This window comes from Carboxylicivirga marina, from assembly GCF_016612505.1.
GTDB lineage: Bacteria > Bacteroidota > Bacteroidia > Bacteroidales > Marinilabiliaceae > Carboxylicivirga > Carboxylicivirga marina.
In genome coordinates this window covers 1-22,845 of the sequence record NZ_JAENRR010000024.1, presented here as the reverse complement: position 1 = coordinate 22,845, position 22,845 = coordinate 1, and the positions used below count along the sequence as shown (strand labels likewise).

Genomic DNA, 22,845 nt, shown 5'->3' with positions numbered 1-22,845 from the left:
TTTTCACATGTGAAAAATCTTAAATGTGTAAAAATGGGTAATGTCAGTTTTAGTGAGATAAAAGCATTGGTAACGACTTATCCTTGAAATTTGATGATGGAGGTGATTATTGAATTGATGCATGTTCGTAAAGATGATGTTGAGTTTGTTAAAAAAGCCTTGATGGAAAGTAAAATAACGGTTCGCTGAATCAGTATGATTAAAGCGCAGTTATAGTATTGCTATTTTAAACACTTCAATTATTTTTGCATTCTATAAATATTTGGATGATGGATACTTTTTATATCGATTCGTTAGATAATATTAATGCTGTAGCGGCAGATTTTTTATCTAAATATAATGAAGAACGTGTATTGGCTTTTTACGGACCTATGGGAGTTGGTAAAACGACCTTTGTAAAGGCATTATGCGAGCAGTTAAAGGTTGAAGATACAGTTAATAGCCCCAGTTTCGCCATTGTAAACGAGTATCATACGCCAGAGGATAAAATCGTTTATCACTTCGATTTTTATAGATTGAAAGAAGAAGAAGAAGCTTATGATATGGGATATGAAGATTATTTATATTCAGGACACTACAGTATGATTGAATGGCCTGAAAAAATTGCTTCACTTTTGCCTCCCGGACGACTCGAATTAACGCTTGAAGAATTAAGTGATGGTCGTCGTATGATTACTGTTCAGAAGAAATGATAAATTCCTTTATTGTGCATTTTTTGTTATCTTGATGCTTTGAAATATAGGTAACTAAATGGCTATGATGAGCGACAAAACTTCTTATTTTCCTTTGGGACAAGCGACTTTGCTTCCCCAAGAAGAGATGTTGGAAATAGGGCGACGTAAGAAAAAACTATCGGTTGGAATCCCCAAGGAAACATCACGATTTGAAAATAGGGTTGCTCTAACACCGCAAGGAGTCGAGCTTTTAGTGGCCAATGGACACAATGTGATATTCGAGTCTGGAGCTGGCGATAAAGCACATTATTTTGATAAAGATTTTGCCGAGTGCGGAGCTCAAATAGTTAAAGGAAAATCGGCTGTTCTGAAAGCCGATATTGTTCTCAAGGTTTCGGCATTAACCGAAGAAGAGGTTGATGTTTTGGAGCCAAATCAATTAGTTATTTCACTGCTTAATTTGTACAGGCAATCGCGCGAGTCTATTCAGCGAATGCTCGATAGACGTTTGAATGCCATTGCTTTTGAATTACTGAAGGATGATAATGGTTGTTATCCGGTTATTCGAAGCATGAGTGAAATTGAAGGAACCGCATCAGTAATGATAGCCAGTGAGTACTTGAGTAAAGCACATAGCGGTAAAGGTGTACTATTAGGTGGCGTTACAGGCATTTCACCATCTGATTTGGTTATTCTGGGAGCTGGTACAGCAGGGGAATTTGCAGCTAAAGCAGCTTTGGGCCTTGGAGCTTCTGTAAAAGTATTTGATAATTCATATCATCGTTTGCGGGAGCTTGAACGTAATATCGGACAAAGAATTTTTACCTCAGTTTTGCATCCTCAAGCACTTACAAAAGCTTTGCAGAGTGCTGATGCTGTTTTAGGAAGTTTGAGGTATTTACACACGGGACGATCATTTATGGTAACAGAAGATCAGGTTGCTCAAATGAAAAAGGGCTCAATTATTATTGATTTGAGCATGGATCAGGGTGGCTGTTTTGAATCAAGTAAGTGCACTGATTTTGATCATCCGGTATTTACTAAGCATGGCGTTATTCATTACTGCGTGCCAAATATTGCCTCACGTGTTTCTCGTACCTCTTCGATTGCGTTAAGTAATATTTTTGCGCCAATTGTTTTGCGATTGGGAGAAGCCGGAGGTGTTCATCATTTGATTAAAGAAGATGTGGGTTTAAGCAATGGAATGTACCTGTATAAAGGAATCTTAACCAATAGTCATATTGGTCGTCATTTTAATATTCCTTATAAAGATATTGGTTTGTTGATGGCAGCCTTTTAATTACATCAAACTTGACTTCGGTATTTCACCACTTATTTTATGCGTTTTTTCAAAGGGGATGGTAAAACAGAAATGTGCACCACCTTCATAAGATTTATCTAACCATATTTCACCACCTAAGGTGTCGATATATTTCTGCGATATGGCCAGCCCAAGTCCATTTCCTCCAAATTCGCGAGTATGTGTTGTTGATACTTGTCTGAACATATCAAAGATGACCTCTTCTTTACCTTCCGGGATTCCAATACCAGTGTCTTTTACGAAAAAGAACAGACGATCGTCAGCTATGGTATAGCCAAATTTTATCCAGCCTTCCATCGTGAATTTCACCGCATTGTCAAGCAAGTGGTTTAGTACTTTAAGTAAACCCTGTTGGTCTGTAATTATCTGATCGTGATACTCTTTCAGGCCTTTTTCAAGATACAGTGTCAATGGTTTTTGCATGAGTTTCACTTCACGCATATAATGCTTTAGCATATTTTCCAACAGCTCATTGAGGTTGAATAATTTGGGGCCTTCTTGAATTAAACGTGTCTGTAATTTAGAAATGTCAATCAGGTTATCCATAACCTTTAACAGCTGGAGGCCGTTGAGGTTAATGATACCAATATATTCATCTTTCTCTTCCGGGCTTAATGACTCAGTTCGTAATAATTCCGAAAAACCAAGAATAACGTTCATCGGGGTACGTATCTCGTGACTCAGGTTTGCAAGAAATGTTGATTTTAAATGATCGTTTTCTTTCGATTTCTTTTGAGCATCATTTAGTTTCTGTAATGAAATGTCGAGTTCGTTATTCTTATTCTTGAGTTCTAAGTGTGTTATTTCAAGTTCTTTGTTTCTAAGATTAAGTTCTTCTTTCGCTTTTTTATGTTCGATTTCACTGCTCATGCGTGGTGTAAACAAATACACTAATGATTCAATGACTTCTGCCTGAGCAATTGGATTCTTAAACAAAGCAATAAAAATGCCATTTGGCTGGTAGCCTGAATTAAATAATGGAATACCAATATACCCTTCAATTTTCTTTTCAACCAAAAAACTGTCGCTCGGAAATTTTTCCCATGCACCCGATGTAATACGACAGGTGTTTTTACCAATTACATTGTCACATGGAGTGTATTCAAGGCTGTATCTTATATTCGGTAGTTTTTTCTTCTTATCTGAAAATGAAATTGATTCAACGCTATTGTCTTGAGCCGAGTATCTGCCGATAATAACATAGTCGGCTTCAATTAATTTGCAGAGTTGTAATGATACCGTTTCGAAATATTGTTGACCAATATGTCGGTTAATAGGAGTTACTATATCATAAATAGTCGATTCAACACGTTTGAATCGACTAAGTATTGTATTGTTTCTTGTGAATAGGTTTTTCCAATTCATATCGTCCTGCTAGTTATGAGCATTTTAAAATACTTAAAAACATGTAGGCACTAAACTTTTTTTGACAAATGGTCGACTTTTGTAGTTTGAAGTCGACTTATTGCCTGTGAATAGATTTGGGGATGATAAGTGTCCTTGTCACGCAATTGTTTTAATAGCCTGCGGCCATTCCATCTTTTCTGCTTTCAGAGGCACCAATGTAAATTTTTCTTTTTTTGTCATACCATATGGCTTGATAACCACCATAACCACCCGGACTAAAGCCTACTTTGTGCCCCATTTTGGTAAGTCCTAATATTGTTTCATCGCTAAAGCCAGTTTCTATATTTACCTGACCTTTATTGTTAGCTTTTATCCCGGTAGGAGATGATGAGCCGGCATGGCTAAAGCGAGGAGCATCGCCTGCTTCCTGTATGTTCATGCCAAAATCAAGAATGTTCATTATAACCTGAACATGTCCTTGAGGTTGAAAATCGCCACCCATCACGCCAAAGCTCATTACTGGGGCTCCTTCCTTGGTGACAAATGCCGGTATGATGGTATGGAATGGTCGCTTGCCAGGTTCTAGTGCATTGGCATCGTCTTTATTCAATGAAAAGAGTTCGCCACGATTTTGTAGCATAAAACCTAATTTTGGCGGCACCATACCTGAGCCCATGCCTCGATAGTTACTTTGAATAAGCGATACCATATTGCCCCATTTATCGGCCACTGTAAGGTAAATAGTTTCGCCATTACTGATTGTGCCAGCATCGTATTTGCCTGCCTTGTTGGTGTTGATAAGCTGTCTTCTTTGAACGGCATAACCTTCCGATAGCAGTTCATCAACGGGAACATCCTGCATGTCCATATCGGCGTAGTATTTAGCCCTGTCTTCAAATGCAAGCTTTTTAGCTTCAGTAACCAGATGAATGTGGCGAGGTGTCCCGTATTCATACTTCTCAAATTCAAAACCTTTTAAGATGTTCAGCATTTGAAGAGCAGTAATGCCTTGTCCGTTAGGTGGTAGTTCCCAAATATCGTAACCTCGGTAGTTAACGGAAACCGGCTGAACCCATTGAGAGTAATGTTCAACCATATCAGTCATTTCAATGAAACCACCCTGTTCTTTAATAAATTGAGTAATTGTTTGTGCAATTTCTCCTTTGTAAAAATATTCTTTCCCTTGTTTAGCTAGTTGTCGGTATGTTTCGGCCAGATATGGATTTTTAAATATGTCACCTTTTTCAGGTGCCTTGCCATTTATTGTGTATGTGTCTGTCACATTAGGATACTTACTGTGGAATTCAACAGAACGTCCCCAATAATGTGCAATTAACTCACTTAAAGGAAATCCATTTTCAGCATAGTGAATCGCTGGGCTTAGAATCTTTTTCATTTTCAGTAATCCAAAACGTTCGTGTAATTCAAACCAGGCGTCAACACAGCCGGGTACACTAACCGGCAGTGGACCGTATGATGGAATCTTATTTAGCTTCTGTTGATTGAAATAGTCAATAGTTAAAGACTTTGGCGAACGGCCACTGCCATTTAAACCATACAGTTGTTTGCTTTTGGCATCCCATACAATGGCAAATAAGTCGCCGCCTACACCGCAGCCTGTAGGTTCCATTAAACCTAAAGTTGCATTAGCCGCAATAGCAGCATCAATTGCATTACCTCCTTCTTTTAATATATCTATAGCTACCTGTGTTGCTAAAGGTTGACTTGTACAAGCCATTCCGTTTTGCGCAATTACTTCGCTACGTGTGGCATGGTTTAATCCGGTGACTCTGTCTTGAGCATTACTTATTATGCCAATAAGAATTAAAAGTAGGATAGATATTTTTTTCATGTCTTTAGTGTTTCGTTTATTAAGCAAGCTTAAAATTAAAAAAAAACTGCAGAATCTAATGTGTTAAGATTCTGCAGTTTTAGTATGGTGCTTTAATTATTATGCTATTGCAAGCTTGCTTTTGGGATGATTGAGGTAATTGTAAAATATCCCAACCAATAATTGATGATCCATGTCAGGTGAAATGGGAATCACTAAGTCTGCAAAGGTGTCTTTAAATGATACCTGTAGTTCATTTTTTCGGGGGAAGTCGATCCCGGCTACTTTGTTATGCATGCGAATTTCCCCAAGCGCTGTAATTAATTTAATAATCATGTCTCTTTCCTTTTAGTTTTGATCCTGTACCGTCCGGGTGTGTTGTTTTCCGCTATAAAAGTAGATGAGTAGTTTATGTTTGCCAAAGGATTTATAGTGTATTCCATTAGTCGACGATTTTATAGGTTTAATCTAATATTAGCGATGGTGAAAAAAAAGTGCTTCCATAAACGTCACTTTTTTGATGATGAATTACCAATGGTTTTGTTGGGAAGTTACTTAATGCGCACTGTATTAGTGTTTAGTGGTGTTTTTGCTAGTGTGCGCCAAATCTATGATAATTGTCATCGCATTTGAGAATCTTAAAATTGGGCAATAATCGTTTTAGTGTAGTTCTTAATGTATTCTAATGACTTTTTTTACCTTTGCTTCAATTGAATTTTAAGCAATGGCGAAAGAAGAAAAAGGTAAGAAATTAGTAGAAAAACTAAGGCATAAATATAGGCTGGCAATATTTAATGAGCAGACTTACGAGGAGGTTTTTGGGATGCGTTTATCCCGGTTGAATGTGTTTACTATTGTTGGAGTTAGTCTTATTATGTTGGTTGTAATGGTGATTTTTTTAATTGCTTTTACCGGTCTGCGAGAGTACATTCCGGGATATCCTGATGGACACCAGCGTCGCTTAATTATTCAAAATTCGCAACGAGTCGATAGTTTAATCTTAGAGATAGAGCGTCGTGATCGTTTTTTCAATGATTTTCGAGCAATTATGTCAGGTGAAGTGCCTGATGGTGCATTACCTGAAGATGCAAAAGACGCCGAGGGAGAAGAAACAAATAACCAGGTTGTCTTTAAAAAGTCAGAAGAAGATTCACTTTTTAGAGAGCAGGTTGAGAAAGAAGAGAAGTTTAATCTCGCTGTATTTGATAATAAAAGTAAAAAGTTTGAGTTAGAACATAGTTTCCTGTTTACGCCATTAAAAGGTGTGGTGGTAAATAAGTTTGGAGAAACACAAGGGCATTATGGGGTTGATATTGTAGCCAAGCCAGGAAGTCGTGTTAGTGCCGTATTGGATGGCACGGTTATTTTCACGGGTTGGACCGTAGAAACAGGTTATGTAATTCAAGTCCAACACTCCAATAATTTAATCTCCTTATATAAACACAACGAAAGTTTGCTCAAAAGCATGGGTGATAAAGTACAAGCTGGCGAAGCAATTGCCAACGTTGGTAATTCAGGCGAGTTAACCACCGGACCGCATTTGCATTTCGAATTATGGTATAATGGTGTGCCTTTAGATTCAGAGCAGTACATGTCGTTTGAGTAATTATAATACACAACAGATACAATTTAATGTCAAAAAGAATAGCAATACTGGGTTCAACAGGTTCGATTGGAACGCAAGCACTTGAGGTTGTTGATGCCCACCCCGACGAATTTCAAGTAGAAGTTATTACAGCCAATAATAATGTAGAGTTGCTTATTGAACAAGCACTAAAGTATGATCCAAATACAGTTGTTATAGGTAATAAAGATAAATACCAACAGCTATGCAATGGCTTGGATAATACCGATGTAAAGGTTTACGCAGGTAGTGATGCCATAGCTCAGGTGGTGCAAATAAGCACCATTGATATTGTTCTGACAGCCATGGTTGGTTTTGCAGGTTTGATACCAACCATTAATGCCATTGAAGCAGGTAAGCATATAGCATTGGCCAACAAAGAAACACTTGTGGTCGCAGGTGATATCATTACCAGGCTGGCCCATGAAAACAAAGTAAGTATTTTGCCAGTTGACTCTGAGCATTCGGCCATTTTTCAATGTTTAGCGGGCGAGTTTCATAACCCTATTGAGAAGTTGTATTTAACGGCATCAGGAGGCCCATTCAGAGGTAAGAAACTAGATTTTCTGCGTAAAGTAACTCGCTGTCAGGCACTAAATCATCCTAATTGGACAATGGGTGATAAAATTACTATTGATAGCGCTTCAATGATGAATAAAGGGCTTGAAGCTATCGAAGCACGCTGGCTGTTTAATGTAAAGCCTAAAGATATTGATGTGGTGGTGCATCCGCAATCAATCGTACATTCATTGGTGCAATTTGAAGATGGTTCAATTAAGGCACAGTTAGGCTTGCCTGATATGCGCATACCCATTCAATATGCTATGACGTTTCCAAAACGTTCGAAAGCTGATTTTCCACGTTTTAACTTTATGGACTATCCGGAGCTGACTTTCGAAAAGGCAGATGTTAAAGTATTTAGAAATCTAGACCTGGCATATCAGGCTATGGGTAAAGGTGGCAACATGCCTTGTATTCTAAACGCAGCTAATGAAATAGCCGTTGATGGATTCTTAAAGCAAAAAATTGGCTTTATTGAAATGTCGGATGTTATTGAACGTACCATGATGAAAGCTTCAATAATCAATCAGCCTAGTTTGGATGATTATATTCAAACTAACAATGAAGCACGTCAAATTGCATCAGAAATTATTCAAAATAAATAAGATTGCAACTAATCTTTTAGAGCTTTTAGGTGTTTATTAGGAGTGTTGGATAAAGAATAGAATAACACAGAAGATATATCAACCTGTAATTAGCTTGAAAAGAATATATTTGTTGCTTAATTAAGAAAAATAACAATTAATGGAGATTTTTATAAAAACAGTGCAGCTGTTGCTAAGCTTATCATTATTGGTAATACTGCATGAATTTGGTCATTTCTTTTTTGCCCGATTATTTAAAACACGAGTAGAGAAGTTTTATTTATTCTTTAACCCGTGGTTTACTTTATTTAAATATAAAAAAGGTGAAACAGAGTATGGAGTTGGTTGGTTGCCTTTAGGAGGATATGTGAAGATATCCGGTATGATTGACGAATCAATGGATAAAGAAGCGATGGCACAACCAGCAGAACCTTGGGAGTTTCGTGCTAAGCCAGCATGGCAACGCCTACTGATTATGGTTGGTGGTGTTTTGGTTAACTTCATAACAGCCTTCTTTATATATTGGATGGTGCTATATACCTGGGGCGAACAATATATTCCGGTTCAATCAGCCAAGCACGGTTTGTATTATCACGAAGTAGCGAATGAAATTGGTTTGCAGGATGGTGATGTCGTTTTAAAAGTTGATGATCATCAAGTTGAAGAAAGTGGTGATATTGCCCGATTTATATTGCTTGAAAATGCTAAGCAATTAACCGTTCAGCGTGGTAATGAAACCATCTATTTAGAAATACCAGAAGGTTATGATCAGCGAATGATTTCTGCCGAAGTACGAGGTTTTGCTGACGTAAGATACCCGGTGGTTGTACAGGAAACCATGAAAGGGTCTAGTGCAGATGAAGCCGGTTTGTTAGTTGGTGATAGTATTGTGAGTATTAATGGTGAATCAGCAGCCTTTTATAACGATTTTACAACGTCATTGGGTGCGAATATCGAAAAGGAAATTCAGTTAGGTGTGTACCGCGATACCACCTTAATGACCCTAAACCTGACTGTGCCAAAGTCTGGTAAAATTGGATTTTATTTAGTGTCGGCCGAAAATTATGTTGATATCCAAAGGCATAAATATGGTTTTTGGGAAGCTTGCCCAAAGGGTATTTCTAAAGGCGTAAATATTTTGGTAGGCTATGTGAAGCAACTACGCTTAATTTTCACCAAAGAAGGCGCTAAGCAAGTTGGTGGTTTCGGAGCCATGGGTAAACTATTTCCTTCAACCTGGAACTGGTATGTGTTTTGGTCAAATACAGCATTGATATCAATGATTTTGGCATTTATGAATATCTTGCCAATCCCGGCTTTAGACGGTGGTCATGTCTTATTCCTTTTATACGAAATGGTAACAGGACGTAAGCCTGGTGATAAGTTTATGGAGTACGCTCAAATAACCGGAATGATATTATTATTAGGGCTTCTATTGTTTGCCAATGGAAATGATATCTTTAAAGCTTTCTTTAAATAAGGGAGTTTATTAAATTTGTATAATAAAATGAACACGATATGAACAGTTACGTAATATTATGGGCTTTGCCCGGCGGACCAGAATGGATTCTTATTATATTGGCTTTATTACTCTTATTCGGAGGTCGTAAAATTCCCGAGTTAATGAAAGGTTTGGGCCAGGGAATGAAAGAGTTCAAAAAGGCACGAAACGAAGATGAAAAAAAGTCGGATGGCGATAAAGATGAGGCCATCGACGATTCTTCTAAATAAGCAAGATATTATCAAATAAATATTTCGAAGGCCGACCCTCCATGAGGATTGGCCTTTGGTATATTCAAAGTGCTCAAAAGGAAAATACTGATTCGATGTTGCGATTGCTACTGGTTATTGTCATTCTATTTGTAAGTAATGGGCTTAGTGCCATAGGTGTCGGCGATGCTGATTATCCGCATTATCCTGCCTGGATGTATGAAAGTCGCTTGAATGAGTTAGATAAAAGCACAATCGTTAAGCTGGATTATAATCCCAAGGTTCAGGCATATATAGATGTGTATACCATTAAACGCAGAGAGCATTTATCGAATATTATTGGTCGGGCCGATTACTATTTCCCTTTATTTGAAGAATATCTGGTGAAATATGATTTACCTGTTGAATTAAAATATCTGGCCATTGTAGAGTCGGCTTTGGAACCTAAGGCTAAATCGAGCTCGGGTGCGATGGGCTTGTGGCAGTTTTTATATCATGCTTCACGCATGTTTGATCTAAAAGTCGATAATTATGTCGATGAACGATGTGACCCGGTAAAAAGTACTGAAGCAGCTTGTCGCTATCTAAAGTATCTGCATAATAATCTGAATGATTGGCAACTGGCATTGGCCGCCTATAATGGAGGTATTGGCGTTGTACAAAAAGCTATTGAACGCTCTGGAGGTAAAACCAATTTTTGGGAACTTCAACCATATTTACCTCAGGCAGTACAGAGTTATGTCCCGGCTTTTATAGCGGTTAATTATGTGATGAACAATTATAAACGTCATGATGTCAAAGTAAACCCCGCGCCATTAAGCTTTAAAGAAGTAGACACTGTATATATTCATCAATCATTAACTTTTGAACAGATTCATCAGGCTTCTCAAACCCCTTTGGAAGTCATCGAATGGTTAAACCCATCGTATACAAAATCATATATTCCGGTAACAGATAAGGCTGTGTGTGTATTTCTTCCCAAAAATGGTGTTATCCATTTTGTGAGAGCAGAAAAAAACCTGAAAAAAGCAATGCCACCAGTTAGTCGCTCACTTCCAGTTGGTGATAAATCTAATCGCTCCAGTTTTGTTCATGTTGTTAGTAAAGGTGAGTTCTTTCACAAAATTGCCATCGATAATGAATGTCGAATCAGTGACATCATGCATTGGAATAATTTACCAAATCGGAATTTATATATCGACCAGCGTTTGCTTGTTTGGCGACCCGTAAAAAAAGAAAAGTACTTTTTTGTAACAAAGGAAAATCATCACGAGAAGCCGGTTTTAAAAATGCCGCGATACTATAGTTGTCGATGAATTAATTTAGTAAATCAGTAATCAAATCATATTCTTATGAAGTACTCAAAATATTATCTTCTGACCTTAGTGCTAATGCTAAGCTTTGCCTGTAAAGATAAAAGCACAGGTTATAAACCCAATGTTGGTGGTAAAGCTGGCGAGATGCTGGTGGTTATGGACGATAAAATTAAAAAATCACCGGGAGGCGAAGAGTTACAATCATTATTGCGCGAAACGTATCTTGGTTTGCCGCAGGCAGAACCACATTTTAAAATGAGTGTTGCCCCGCATCGCTCTTTCACCAATTTTATGAAAACCATTAGAAATGTGGTTTATGTAAATATCGCTTCTGATGTTAATGAAGAGAGCGTTAAATATTACAAAGATCGATGGGCACGACCGCAAGCAGTAGTTGGTATCACAGCGAAAGATACTGCCGGACTAAAGAAATTGGTAGATGAGCATCAGATGAAGATACTAAGCTTTTTCAATAAGGCAGAGCGTGATCGTTACATTGCATCTTATAAGAAATTTCCAAGTGACGAGTTGGTTAAAGGTGTTGATTCAACTTTTAATGTTCGCTTATCTGTTCCTGCCAGCTTGAGTAATAATAAGTCAACAGCTTCATTTATCTGGATGAATGAAGCTGCCGAATGGGGATTTCAAGGCATGTTTGTTTACGAATTTCCGTATATAGGCGAAGGAACTTTTTCTAAAGAATACCTTTTAAATAAGCGCGATTCTATACTGCATAAAAATGTGCCGGGTCCTTCTGAGGGGTCTTTTATGACCACCGAACATCAGTTTCCTGTTATTTATAAGCAAGCCACTATTAATGGAAATGATGTAGTCGAAATCAGAGGCTTATGGAAAGTGCAGAATGATTTGATGGGCGGACCATTTATTTTGCAAGCTCATCATGATAAGAAGAATAATAGAGTGGTGATAACCGATGGTTTTGTGTATTCGCCTGAAAAACCTGATAAACGAGATAAGGTTCGACAGATGGAAGCCTTAATGTATACCTTAAAATTTCAATAGCTTATGATGCCGCAATTGAACAGTGAAGCACTAAGGCAGGCATGCTCTAGAGAGGATTTAATTAGGAAGGCTGCAGCTCAAATAATCAAAGACTTTGCTGAGTTTGGTTTTGAAGTAAGCTTTTCTGGTGATGTTGATGGTTTCTATGATGAGGTTTTTAAGCAAATGAAGATGCACATTATGGATATAATGGGAGAGCATTACTCTCAGTTTCTCAACTTTTTATATCGCATTGATGTTACAGAAACACAGGTGGCTGTTTATCAACGTGAAATGGGAGATGTTAGTTATGAAGATGCACTGACCGAATTAATTATTCATCGTGAGATGAAAAAGGTAATGATACGAGAATATTTTAAAGCTCAGAGTCAGGAATCAAAAGATGATGCCCCTGAGCTTACCCAATAAAATTGACAATTATGCAATTATCTATAAAGCACACAGGTGAACGCCCTGAAGGTGTTCGTAATATTTTTCTGGTCAAAGAGACAAGCTTACTCAAAGATTTTGGCTTTAATAATGAGGCTTTGGCTTATGTAGAATCGAGGGTTGAGGCGAAGGAAAAGTTAATTACCATTCAGAACTACAACATTGTTTATTATGTGCGTGTAGTAGCTGATGATGAGTATAATAATAAAGGGTATGAAGCATTAAGAAAGGATGGAGCAACAATTTATTCTAGCCTTAAAAAAGATAAACAATCTGGTGTATGTATCTATGATTTGATAGGTGATAAAGCAGCAATGCTAGCTCTAAATGAAGGTGTAGCATTGTCATCATATGCATTTGATAAATACAAAACAGATGCTGATGAAGAGCAAGTAAAGGAATTATCAATTTGGGTCGCTTCTGCTGCAATTAACCAAGGTGATTTGGATGAGTTACGCCGATTAACCAATGCTGTATTTATTACGCGTGATTTGGTTAATGAGCCGGTCTCAACACTTGATGTTGAGGAATTATCCGATCGTATTAGTGAATTAGGAGCCATACATGGCTTTGATGTTGATATATTTAATAAAGCGAAACTTGAATCATTAAAGTTTGGTGGCTTATTGGGTGTTAATAAAGGTAGTGTTGATCCTCCGGCATTTCATATTCTGGAATGGAAACCAGAAAGTACGATCAATGAAAAGCCAGTTGTTCTGGTAGGTAAAGGAGTCGTGTTTGATACTGGAGGCATTAACCTAAAAACTCCTCCGGGAAGTTTGGATGATATGAAAGCTGATATGGGAGGTGCTGCATCGGTAGTTGGAGCAATGGTTGCTGTTGCTTCAAATAAATTGCCAATGCACGTAGTTGGCCTGATTCCAGCTACTGATAACCGACCAGGTGGAAATGCGATTGTACCAGGCGATATTTTAACAATGCATAATGGTAAAACAGTTGAGGTATTAAATACTGATGCTGAAGGTCGATTGATATTAGCTGATGCACTCTCTTATTCAAAAAATTACGAACCCGAATTGGTCATTGATTTAGCTACCTTAACCGGTAGTGCTGTGATGGCACTAGGGCAATATGCTACGGTTGGCATGGGAACGGCATCCGATGAAGTATTTCAGCAATTACATGAAGCTGGTGACTGTGTATATGAACGTGTGGTGCAATTCCCCTTTTGGGATGAATATGGAGATATGATAAAGTCTGATATAGCTGATATTAAAAATCTTGGAGCTCGTGAGGCAGGTGCCATTACAGCAGGTAAGTTTTTGAGTCACTTTGTCGATAGCCCCTGGATTCATTTAGACATTGCCGGACCAGCTTTTGTGAAGAAAGACGATAGTTATCGTGGCTCGGGTGCTTCCGGTGTTGGTGTGCGAATGTTATATGCGTTTTTGAAGAACAAGTGCTAATTTGGTAATTTATATTAATTTTAGTGCACAAATACTGATTTACACTTTGTGTAGTCAGAAAAAATGAGCTTATGAGCGAAGAAAAAATAAAAGTGGGAATCACCCACGGTGATATTAACGGTATTGGTTACGAGGTTATTTTTAAAACATTGGCCGATGCCCGTATTTTTGAATCATTTGTGCCAATTATTTATGGTTCATCAAAGGTGGCAGCTTATCACCGAAAAGCGCTTAATATTGGCAACTTTAGTTTAAATAGCATCAACAGTGTGAAGGATGCACATACTAAACGTGTCAATATAATTAACTGTCTGGATGATAATATCCGTGTGGAGTTAGGCAAATCAACAAGTATTGGCGGAGACTCAGCATTTAAGGCCTTAGAAATGGCAGTTAAGGATTTAAAAGAAGGAAGAATAGATGTACTGGTTACTGCTCCAATCAATAAGGAGAATATTCAGTCAGAGACATTTAGCTTTCCGGGTCATACCGAATACTTACATCAGGCTGCTGGAGAAGGTGAAGCATTGATGTTAATGGTATCTGATCATATGAAAGTTGGTGTTGTTGCGGGGCATGTTCCAATGAAAGATGTGGTTTCGAAAATTACCGAAGAAAGCATCATGAAAAAGCTTCGTGCACTAAATCATAGTTTGCAGCAGGATTTTTCTATTCGTAAACCACGAATTGCAGTACTGGGACTTAATCCACATGCCGGTGATGGTGGCGTGATTGGCTCAGAAGAGAAGGATATAATTATTCCAACACTGAGTAAAGCCAAAGAAGAAGGTATAATGGCCTTAGGACCTTATCCTGCTGATGGTTTATTCGGGAGTGAGCAATTTAAAAACTTCGATGCTATTTTGGCCATGTATCACGACCAGGGATTAGCACCATTTAAAACATTAACCTTTTCTAAAGGCGTTAATTTTACGGCAGGTTTACCTTTTATTCGTACATCGCCCGATCATGGAACTGCTTTTGAAATTGCAGGGCAAGATAAGGCTAATGCCGATTCATTTAAAGAGGCTGTTTATCTGGCCGTTGATGTTTGTCGTAATCGTAAGATGAATATTAATTTGTCGAAGAATCCATTGAAATCATACGATATAAATGAACTGGAACAAAAAGATTAGATTGCTTGAATATGTTTGTTAATTAGATATTGCCCCTCTCAACAGAGGGGCTTTTTTGTGCTGTTACAAAACCGGCAATAGAAAAGGTACCAGGCTTTTATTATACTTTTACTGATGTTAAACCAATTGTATTTTAATATATGCTTTAAGCGTAATTTAAAAACTACAATGGTAAATGCCATTGTATAATCAACGTGACTTCATAAGCGGATCGGATTAAAGGGTGATTTTGAATAGTAAACGGTTTTAATCATTCTCAAAAAAGTTAAAAAATGATAATTGTCCTGCACGGAGTGGTTTGTAAGTGTCAGTATTTTAGTTGAGTATGAGGAGTGGTAACATTTGTATACCTAGCTGAACATTTGTCCATTGTGCAGCCAAGCAGTAAAATCTACTTTCACCATCATTGAAAAACACAGCTAACAATTACATCTTTAATCCTAAGTTGTATGGTGCCCGAAAGCGTGATTGCCCAAAAAATAAAATGTGGAAATCTTGAAGTATTTCAGGATTTTTATAAAACAAATTATAAGCGTCTTCATAATTATGCAACATTGTTTCTCAGTCAATCTGATGAAGCTGAAGATGTTGTTCAGGATGCATTTATAAACTTGTGGAATAAACGTGCTTCTATTAATGTTGAACAATCAATCGGTGGCCTACTGTATCGAGCCATTCGAAATCAATGCCTGAATGCCATTAAACATAGTAAGGTAAAGGATAAGTTCATCGAGTTTGCCAAAAATTATGATTCGATTGATACGGTGTATCGGGAGGATTTTAATTTGGAGACATCTGATTCCGATACCTTTTATGTGTACTCCCAAATATCAAAAGCCATTGATGAACTGCCTCAAAAACGTAAAGAGGTATATAAATTATCAAAAATAGAAGGACAAACGCATAACGAAATAGCTCAACAATTAGACATTACTACAAAAGGAGTTGAGCGACATATTACCATGGCAAATAAAGCCTTGCGTGCAAAACTTAAGCATCTGAAAACCGCCATCTTTATTTTAACACTGTTGCCCTAATTCATTTGAGTAAAAAAAGTAATTTTTTTATTGAAAAAGGGTGGGGGTATTAAAAGTTGATTGTAGTAGAAGTGGAAGAGATGAAGATGAAAGAAACAAATCAATACATCAAAGGACTTGTCAAGCGCTATGTATACGGAGCAGCTTCAGTTAATGAAATTGCTGAATTGGGTGACTGGTTAAAAGCAGACCATGGCAATAAGGCTTTGTTTGAAAAATTAAAGTCAGACATTGAAAAGCAAGCGGAGATGGATGTTAATGATGAATGGGAGCGATTTGCTAATAAGTTTGAACTAAATAATAAGGCAAGTTTTAAGTCGCGCCGATTATTGGGATTTGCTTCTGTCGCGGCCTCTATTGCCATTGTTATGGTTGTGACAATGCAGATCTTTAGTGCTGCTAATAACAAATATTCATCGATGCTAAGTACTAATGAGCCAGAAGGTGATAACACTGTGTTAAACTTGGCTGATGGTCAACAATTCACTTTAAATGAACAGCATGCTACCGTTGAAGCCGATAAGGATGGCGAACAATTTATTGTTGAAAAGAATCAAATCGTTAAAACAAAGGGGGAGACAGCGGCTCAGAGTCAACTTAATCAAATTCAAGTGCCTTATGGTAAAACAGCTAAATTAATACTTGCTGACGGCACAAAAGTATGGTTAAATGCAGGTAGTCAGTTGGTGTTTCCTAATCATTTTAACAACAAAGACCACAGAGATGTTATGCTACTTGGTGAGGGCTTTTTTGAAGTAACACATAGTGAATCTCAGCCATTCAGAGTATTAACTGATAAGCTAACTTACACGGTGTTAGGTACCTCATTTAATATCCGTTCTTACGATCATAGCCCAATACATTCGGCTGTGCTTGTTGATGGTTCGTTGAAAGTGGATGAAAATGCTTTATTCAATAAGGAAAGTATCATCCTTAAGCCAGGTGAAAAATGTTCGTTTGCAAATAATGAAGGGCAAATAATTATACAGCAGGTAAATACGTCTATATATACCTCCTGGAAGAATGGTTTTTTAACACTTGAGAAGAATAATCTTCGGACTTTAATTTACCAAATAGAACACTATTATAATTGTGATATTACAATTAGCAACGAGCTATTGGAAATGCATATTCAACTAAGCGGAAAGCTAATGCTCGATACTGATGCCGAGCGGGTTTGTAAAGCTTTGTGTGATTTATCGGGAATGGGCTATCGTATTGAGAATAATCAAGTCAGTTTTTATAAACAGGAATAAAAGTAAAAAAGGGTGCGCTCCGTCAAAAAACACACCCTTCAAATCTTTTTTTTAATCACTTAATTAAATTACTAATTTATGAATTTCACTGGGAAATGGAAATCCTTCTTCTCGGAAAGAACCAGAAATTTGCTTAAAGCAGGTGTTTTAACCTGCCTTATTATGATTTTGGGTTCGAACGATGTTGTGGCATCGAGCCGATTGAAAGAACAAAAGGTAAATCTAAATTTTAAGGATGTAACGCTTCATGAGCTTCTAATTGCTATTGAAGAGCAAAGTAACATGGTGTTTGTTTACAATGAAGCATTGGTTGATGTTAGTCAATTGGTTTCGGTTAATGTTAGCAATGAAAGTGTTGAAAATGTATTGAATGAAGTACTTGAAGATGCGGATTTCAAAGTATACGACAATCAGGTTGTTATTGTAGCAGATGAGCCAGAGACTGTTGCTAATACGCAGGAGGATAAAGTTCAGATTACAGGTACAGTAGTAGATCAGTTCGGAATGGGAATACCCGGTGTAAATGTTTCGGTTAAAGGAACAACTACCGGTACCATCACTAATTTAGATGGTCAATTCACGTTTGAAGCACCGGCTAATGGTGTTATCGTATACTCCTTCATCGGTTTTGCTACGCAAGAAATTACTATCGCCTCAGGAGTATCATATAATGTTACGATGCAGGAAGATGTCATGAATGTTGATGAAGTCGTCGTAACTGCTCTTGGTATCAAACGCGAAAAGAAAGCACTTGGTTATTCAGCAGTTGATGTTGGTGAAGAGGCTTTTGAAAACATGAAAGATGCCAACCCAATGGGAGCACTTTCTGGTCGCATGGCTGGTGTTCAAATTAATACGTCGTCACAGGGTGCTGGTGGTTCCTCGTCTGTAATTATTCGTGGTGCAGCTGTTCTGTCTGGTTCAAACGAGCCACTTTATGTAGTTGATGGAGTACCAATTTCAAATACACAGTTTTCAAATGCTGATGATTCAGATAACGGTGGTATCGATTCTGGTAATGGTTTATCAGGTATTGCGGCCGATGATATCGAAAATATTTCAGTGTTGAAAGGTCCTGCTGCAACTGCTTTATATGGTTCTCGTGCTATTAACGGGGTTGTTTTGGTAACAACTAAAACAGGTAAAGGCGACAAGGGAACAAGTGTTGACTTTAATTCAAACATGACTTTCGACCGTGCTCGAATTTATTCGAATTGGCAAGAAGTTTACGGACAGGGCATCAACGGCCAGGCTCCTCAAAGCATCGATGCAGGTCGCGACCAGACTTCAATGTGGGGTGCAAAGTATAATGATGTTGCCAGCTATGTTAATTACCGTGGCGACCAGCGTGACTATGTTTTCCACGATAACGAACGTGATTTCTTCGATACCGGTATGACATGGACGAACTCTGTGGCTGTTAATCACAATACTGAAGATGCCAATTTACGTTTATCATACTCCAATACGACCAATAATGGTTTGGTTCCTGGAACATCATATGATCGTAATACTTTTAACGTGTCAGGTGGAACTAAGACATTTAATGACCGTTTAGAAATTAATGCTAAAATCGCTTACACTGATGAAGATTCGCAAAATGCGATGATGGGAGCAACACCTTTTAACCCAACATCGCAGTTGTTAGGTGTACCAAACAATGTGTCGTTGGATGATTTAAAAGATTACAAAGATTCGGTTACAGGAATGCCTGTTGGCTTAGGTGTTAATGGTAACAGCAACATCTACTGGACAACCAACGAAATCAAGCACAACTACCGCAAAAAGCGTGTAATGTCATTGGTTAATGCCAAGCTTCATATTACTGACCATTTAAATGCTCAGGTGCGTGCAGGTAGCGATATGACATTCTTTGCCAACGAATCTATCTATCCAATTGGTACGCCTTATTACGAAGGTGGTCGTGCTAATATGATGAAGGCTGACGAGGTAGAGTCAAACTACGATTTTATATTAAATTACGATCGAAACTTTAATGATAAGTTTGGCATTACTGTTAATGCTGGTGCCTCTCGTATGGACAGAGAGTACGAAAGCTTAGCCATTTTCTCTGATAGTTTCTCAGATCCAGGCTTACAACGTCCGGGTTTTGGGTCAAATAATACACAGCAGATTGGTTATAGCCGTAAGCGCATCAACTCAGTATATAGTACTGCTCAATTGCGTTACGCCAGCATGTTGTATGTCGATTTATCAGCGCGTAATGACTGGTCTTCAACTTTGCCGTCAAATAACAACTCTTATTTTTATCCATCCGTAAGTACTTCATTTATTGTATCTGAAGTGGTTGATTTACCACAATGGATGACTTTTGCTAAAGTAAGAGCCTCGGTTGCACAGGTTGGTTCGGATACAGACCCATACCAATTGGCTCTACAATATAAGTTAGATGATAATGCACATCCAGGTTGGGGTGGTAATATTGTTGTTGGAGGTACTGATGGCGATGTGGTACCTAATGCCGCTTTAAAGCCATCTATCATGACATCCTATGAAGTAGGAGCTGACTTGAAATTCCTAAATAATCGTTTAGGCTTAGATGTTACCTATTACAACTCGACTGCCGAAGATCAGATTATGCCAATTGATATTTCAAATACTTCAGGCTATAACAGGGCTATCGTTAACTCAGGTTCTATTCAGAATAAAGGATGGGAAGTGGTATTATATGCTACACCTTATCGTAGTGCAAATTTCTCTTGGAACACATCGTTTAATTTCTCTTACAACATTAATGAGGTAAAAGAATTGGCTGATGGTGTAACACAGCTAAACCTGATGAGTGGCGCCGGTGTAAATGTGATTGCTGCAGTGGGTGAAGAGTACGGAACCATTATGGGAAGAACCATGGTGCGTGATGATGAAGGTAAAATCGTTTTAAGTGATAATGGTTTACCACAAGCTACCAATGATTATTCTGCCTTAGGTTGTGCTTATCATCCGGTTATGTTAGGATGGAGCAATATATTCAACTACAAAAGTTTCACATTGAACTTATTACTTGATTCTAAGTTTGGTGGAGAGGTGTACTCAGCTACCGAAGCATCGGCTTATTCATTAGGTAAGCACGAAGCAACTATAGGAAGAGAAGATTATGTAGCTGGTCAGGAATGGTTCCCGGCTGAATTAGAAGGTCAGGGTACTACTGCTCGTCCTGAAGATTATTATGGTGCATTGGCCAGTATCGATGACATGTTTGTTTACGATGCATCGTATGTATCTCTGCGCGAATTAAGCGTAGCCTACCGTTTGCCAGGTCACTTGTTTAAAGATTCTAAATATTTTAAGAGCGCTAGTATTGGTATATTCGGTAAGAACTTAGGTTACTTATACCGTTCAACAGATAATATCGATCCTCAGTCAACTTTCTCAATTAGCAATGGAGGACAAGGTATTGAGTATGGTAACATGGCCTTACCAGCTAGCTTTGGTTTCAACTTAAATCTGAAATTTTAATAAGCATGAAAAAGCTAAATATATTATTATTCATTGCAGGTATTTTAATGACAACTGCCTGTACAGATGATTTCGATTCAATTAATGACAACCCGAACAGGGTTGAGGAGTTAGAGCCAGGTTTTCAATTTGGAAAAATACAGTTGATGTATGCTGGTAACGGACATGAAGAGTGGCGTGGCAACTTAATCATGACAGGTCCAATAGCAGGAATCACTCAATGTGGATACCGTAATGGACAAGCTTTTGGTTTGGCTGATGGTTTCACTGAGGCGAAATGGACAGCTGTTTATACCAATGTTATGAAAGATGGATTCGACATGCTTCGTACACTGGAGGGAGATAATACAGATGACGTTAATACCGTTAAAATTGCGCAAACCAACATCATGCTGCAATTAGGTTTTCAGCGCTTAACAGATATGTATGGAGATATCCCTTATACAGATGCTGGTGCCGGTTACAATGATCTTTTATTTTATCCTGCTTACGACAGTCAGGAAGATGTGTACAAAGGGATGGTAGCTAAATTGCAAGATGCCAGAAATACATTATTATCTGATGACGGTGAAGTGTTTGGTGGCCGTTATGACATTATATTTGGTCATTTAGATGCTGCCGAGCAAAAAGAGGCATGGGCACGATTAGCTAACTCTGTTTTATTACGTATTGGTATGCGTGCATCATCGGCAGATGCTGCTTGGGCAAAAACAGTAGTTGAAGAAGCCGCTGCTCATAGTGCTGGTTTCATCACTAACTATACAAATGATAACTCGGCAATGGTTAATCATTCAACTGTTGGTGGTCCATGGGGTATTCATGAAAATGGTTCTGGATCGGCTATTAACGGTCAGGTTGGTGGATTTGCTTATGCTTTTGTAGGTGAAGAGTATTTACGTTTGGCACAGCAAAATGAAGACCCACGTTTGTTTTATACAGCCTGCCAGGTTATTAACCAGGATGGTTTTAAGGCATGGACTGGTCAAACACATTTTAATCCTTTTGAAGAAGCAGCACGGCCTGGTGAAGCCTGGAAACCTGTTGTTTTCAATCCTGAAAAAGGTGGAGGTGATGAGTCTTTCTCAGTTCGTGGATTGATGAAGGTGGAAGGCGTAAATGTATTCACCGATTGGTTTGTGACAGGTGGTAATCTGGGTAACGAAGTAGAAGTGAAGGATGGTGATAATGTTCTTTATACTTACACTTATGATGCTGAGTATGCACAATACCGCACATTATGTGCTGTAAACCCTGAAACAGTAGGTTCACGTACGGCTCCAACCATTGTTTATGGTGCCGATGAGTCATATTTTATTTTAGCTGAAGCGGCTGCAAAGGGTTGGGCTGTGCCAGGTAATGCTGCCACCAACTTAGCTAAGGCTGTTGAGTTGAGTATTGCTAAATATCCTGCTTTATACGACAATAACTCACCATCAGCATATATTAAAAAGTATGAAGAAACAACGGGTGATACACGAGCATATGAAGATATGGCTGCGGATTACATTGCTAATTTAGGTGTGGCAACAGAGGAAACTATTCAGTTAGAACGTTGGAAGTCATTATTTTTAAATGGCTACGAAGCTTTTGCTTTATGGAACAGGACTGAATTGGCAGTTACACCAACTGGAATTTCATACGATACTAATATTGAGTTACCAGAGTATAAGTGGGATGACATTAAAGATGCTATACCAGGTGTTGAGCAAACACCAGATGCCTTCTTCTCAACGCCGTATCATAATGGTGGTGTAACGGGTGGTGTTCGTCCTCGTCGATTAGATTACCCTGATCGCGAGCGTATTAATAACACAACTAATATTAATGAAGCTATGGAGCGTCAAAAAGCATATGGTAATGCTGGTGATAACTTCATCTCAACTAAAATGTGGATAAGCAAGTAAATGCCATTCATTATATCGAAACAAATATAGGAGCCTTCGGGCTCCTTTTTTTGTGCTTTTAAAATGGCTTCGCGTAAGTCAAAATCAGGATTTCATGTTGTACAACATTAATTAGTTAATCCTTAACAACATCATAAGTCATTAGTTATCAACAATAAATGTGAATAACTAATGGCTTTTAAGCATTC

The 22,845-nt window shown here is 38.1% G+C and carries 18 protein-coding genes; 15 read left to right on the top strand and 3 right to left on the bottom strand.

What is annotated here, in order from left to right:
- The first annotated feature begins 269 nt into the window (after positions 1 to 269).
- Positions 270 to 692, top strand: coding sequence for a tRNA (adenosine(37)-N6)-threonylcarbamoyltransferase complex ATPase subunit type 1 TsaE (gene tsaE, locus JIV24_RS11325; protein WP_234445800.1), 423 nt, complete (start codon positions 270 to 272; stop codon positions 690 to 692).
- Between the two features lie 67 nt (positions 693 to 759).
- The gene (locus JIV24_RS11320; protein WP_234445799.1) at positions 760 to 1,974 is read left to right on the top strand and encodes an alanine dehydrogenase; all 1,215 of its coding nucleotides are present in this window, start codon (positions 760 to 762) and stop codon (positions 1,972 to 1,974) included.
- Here the strand turns inward: JIV24_RS11320 and JIV24_RS11315 are convergent, their stop codons facing one another.
- The 3 genes from JIV24_RS11315 to JIV24_RS11305 form a co-directional block, all read right to left on the bottom strand.
- Positions 1,975 to 3,360 carry a sensor histidine kinase gene (locus JIV24_RS11315; protein WP_200465152.1) on the bottom strand — a complete coding sequence of 462 codons (1,386 nt, stop codon included), beginning with the start codon at positions 3,358 to 3,360 and terminating at the stop codon, positions 1,975 to 1,977.
- A 151-nt stretch (positions 3,361 to 3,511) separates the two neighbouring features.
- Positions 3,512 to 5,194 carry a gamma-glutamyltransferase gene (ggt, locus tag JIV24_RS11310; RefSeq protein WP_200465151.1) on the bottom strand — a complete coding sequence of 561 codons (1,683 nt, stop codon included), beginning with the start codon at positions 5,192 to 5,194 and terminating at the stop codon, positions 3,512 to 3,514.
- 99 nt (positions 5,195 to 5,293) lie between these two features.
- A complete protein-coding gene (locus JIV24_RS11305) occupies positions 5,294 to 5,509 on the bottom strand; it encodes a hypothetical protein (RefSeq protein ID WP_200465150.1) in 216 nt (71 codons plus the stop codon).
- A 388-nt stretch (positions 5,510 to 5,897) separates the two neighbouring features.
- Between JIV24_RS11305 and JIV24_RS11300 the strand changes: the two genes are divergently transcribed.
- The 13 genes from JIV24_RS11300 (at position 5,898) to JIV24_RS11240 (ending at position 22,657) form a co-directional block, all read left to right on the top strand.
- The gene (locus tag JIV24_RS11300; protein WP_200465149.1) at positions 5,898 to 6,779 is read left to right on the top strand and encodes a M23 family metallopeptidase; all 882 of its coding nucleotides are present in this window, start codon (positions 5,898 to 5,900) and stop codon (positions 6,777 to 6,779) included.
- Between the two features lie 26 nt (positions 6,780 to 6,805).
- Positions 6,806 to 7,963, top strand: a complete 1,158-nt coding sequence (locus JIV24_RS11295) for a 1-deoxy-D-xylulose-5-phosphate reductoisomerase (RefSeq protein WP_200465148.1) — start codon at positions 6,806 to 6,808, stop codon at positions 7,961 to 7,963.
- 139 nt (positions 7,964 to 8,102) lie between these two features.
- The gene (gene rseP / locus JIV24_RS11290) at positions 8,103 to 9,422 is read left to right on the top strand and encodes an RIP metalloprotease RseP (protein ID WP_200465147.1); all 1,320 of its coding nucleotides are present in this window, start codon (positions 8,103 to 8,105) and stop codon (positions 9,420 to 9,422) included.
- A 38-nt stretch (positions 9,423 to 9,460) separates the two neighbouring features.
- Positions 9,461 to 9,673 carry a twin-arginine translocase TatA/TatE family subunit gene (locus JIV24_RS11285; RefSeq protein ID WP_200465146.1) on the top strand — a complete coding sequence of 71 codons (213 nt, stop codon included), beginning with the start codon at positions 9,461 to 9,463 and terminating at the stop codon, positions 9,671 to 9,673.
- Between the two features lie 95 nt (positions 9,674 to 9,768).
- Positions 9,769 to 10,968: a lytic transglycosylase domain-containing protein gene (locus JIV24_RS11280; RefSeq protein WP_200465145.1), complete on the top strand. Its 1,200-nt coding sequence runs from the start codon at positions 9,769 to 9,771 to the stop codon at positions 10,966 to 10,968.
- Positions 10,969 to 11,004: 36 nt separating this feature from the next.
- Complete coding sequence (locus JIV24_RS11275; protein ID WP_200465144.1) at positions 11,005 to 11,991, top strand: DUF4837 family protein; 987 nt, start codon at positions 11,005 to 11,007, stop codon at positions 11,989 to 11,991.
- A gap of 3 nt (positions 11,992 to 11,994) precedes the next feature.
- Positions 11,995 to 12,399: a hypothetical protein gene (locus JIV24_RS11270; protein ID WP_200465143.1), complete on the top strand. Its 405-nt coding sequence runs from the start codon at positions 11,995 to 11,997 to the stop codon at positions 12,397 to 12,399.
- Positions 12,400 to 12,410: 11 nt separating this feature from the next.
- Positions 12,411 to 13,847: a leucyl aminopeptidase family protein gene (locus JIV24_RS11265; protein ID WP_200465142.1), complete on the top strand. Its 1,437-nt coding sequence runs from the start codon at positions 12,411 to 12,413 to the stop codon at positions 13,845 to 13,847.
- 71 nt (positions 13,848 to 13,918) lie between these two features.
- On the top strand, positions 13,919 to 14,983 hold the full coding sequence (gene pdxA, locus JIV24_RS11260; protein WP_200465141.1) for a 4-hydroxythreonine-4-phosphate dehydrogenase PdxA: 1,065 nt from the start codon (positions 13,919 to 13,921) through the stop codon (positions 14,981 to 14,983).
- 449 nt (positions 14,984 to 15,432) lie between these two features.
- Positions 15,433 to 16,020: an RNA polymerase sigma-70 factor gene (locus JIV24_RS11255; protein ID WP_200465140.1), complete on the top strand. Its 588-nt coding sequence runs from the start codon at positions 15,433 to 15,435 to the stop codon at positions 16,018 to 16,020.
- A 56-nt stretch (positions 16,021 to 16,076) separates the two neighbouring features.
- The gene (locus JIV24_RS11250; RefSeq protein ID WP_200465139.1) at positions 16,077 to 17,276 is read left to right on the top strand and encodes a FecR family protein; all 1,200 of its coding nucleotides are present in this window, start codon (positions 16,077 to 16,079) and stop codon (positions 17,274 to 17,276) included.
- Between the two features lie 78 nt (positions 17,277 to 17,354).
- Positions 17,355 to 20,753 (top strand): SusC/RagA family TonB-linked outer membrane protein, encoded by a 3,399-nt coding sequence (locus tag JIV24_RS11245; RefSeq protein WP_200465138.1) that lies wholly within the window; start codon positions 17,355 to 17,357, stop codon positions 20,751 to 20,753.
- Between the two features lie 5 nt (positions 20,754 to 20,758).
- The gene (locus tag JIV24_RS11240) at positions 20,759 to 22,657 is read left to right on the top strand and encodes a SusD/RagB family nutrient-binding outer membrane lipoprotein (RefSeq protein WP_200465137.1); all 1,899 of its coding nucleotides are present in this window, start codon (positions 20,759 to 20,761) and stop codon (positions 22,655 to 22,657) included.
- The last annotated feature ends 188 nt before the right edge of the window (positions 22,658 to 22,845 follow it).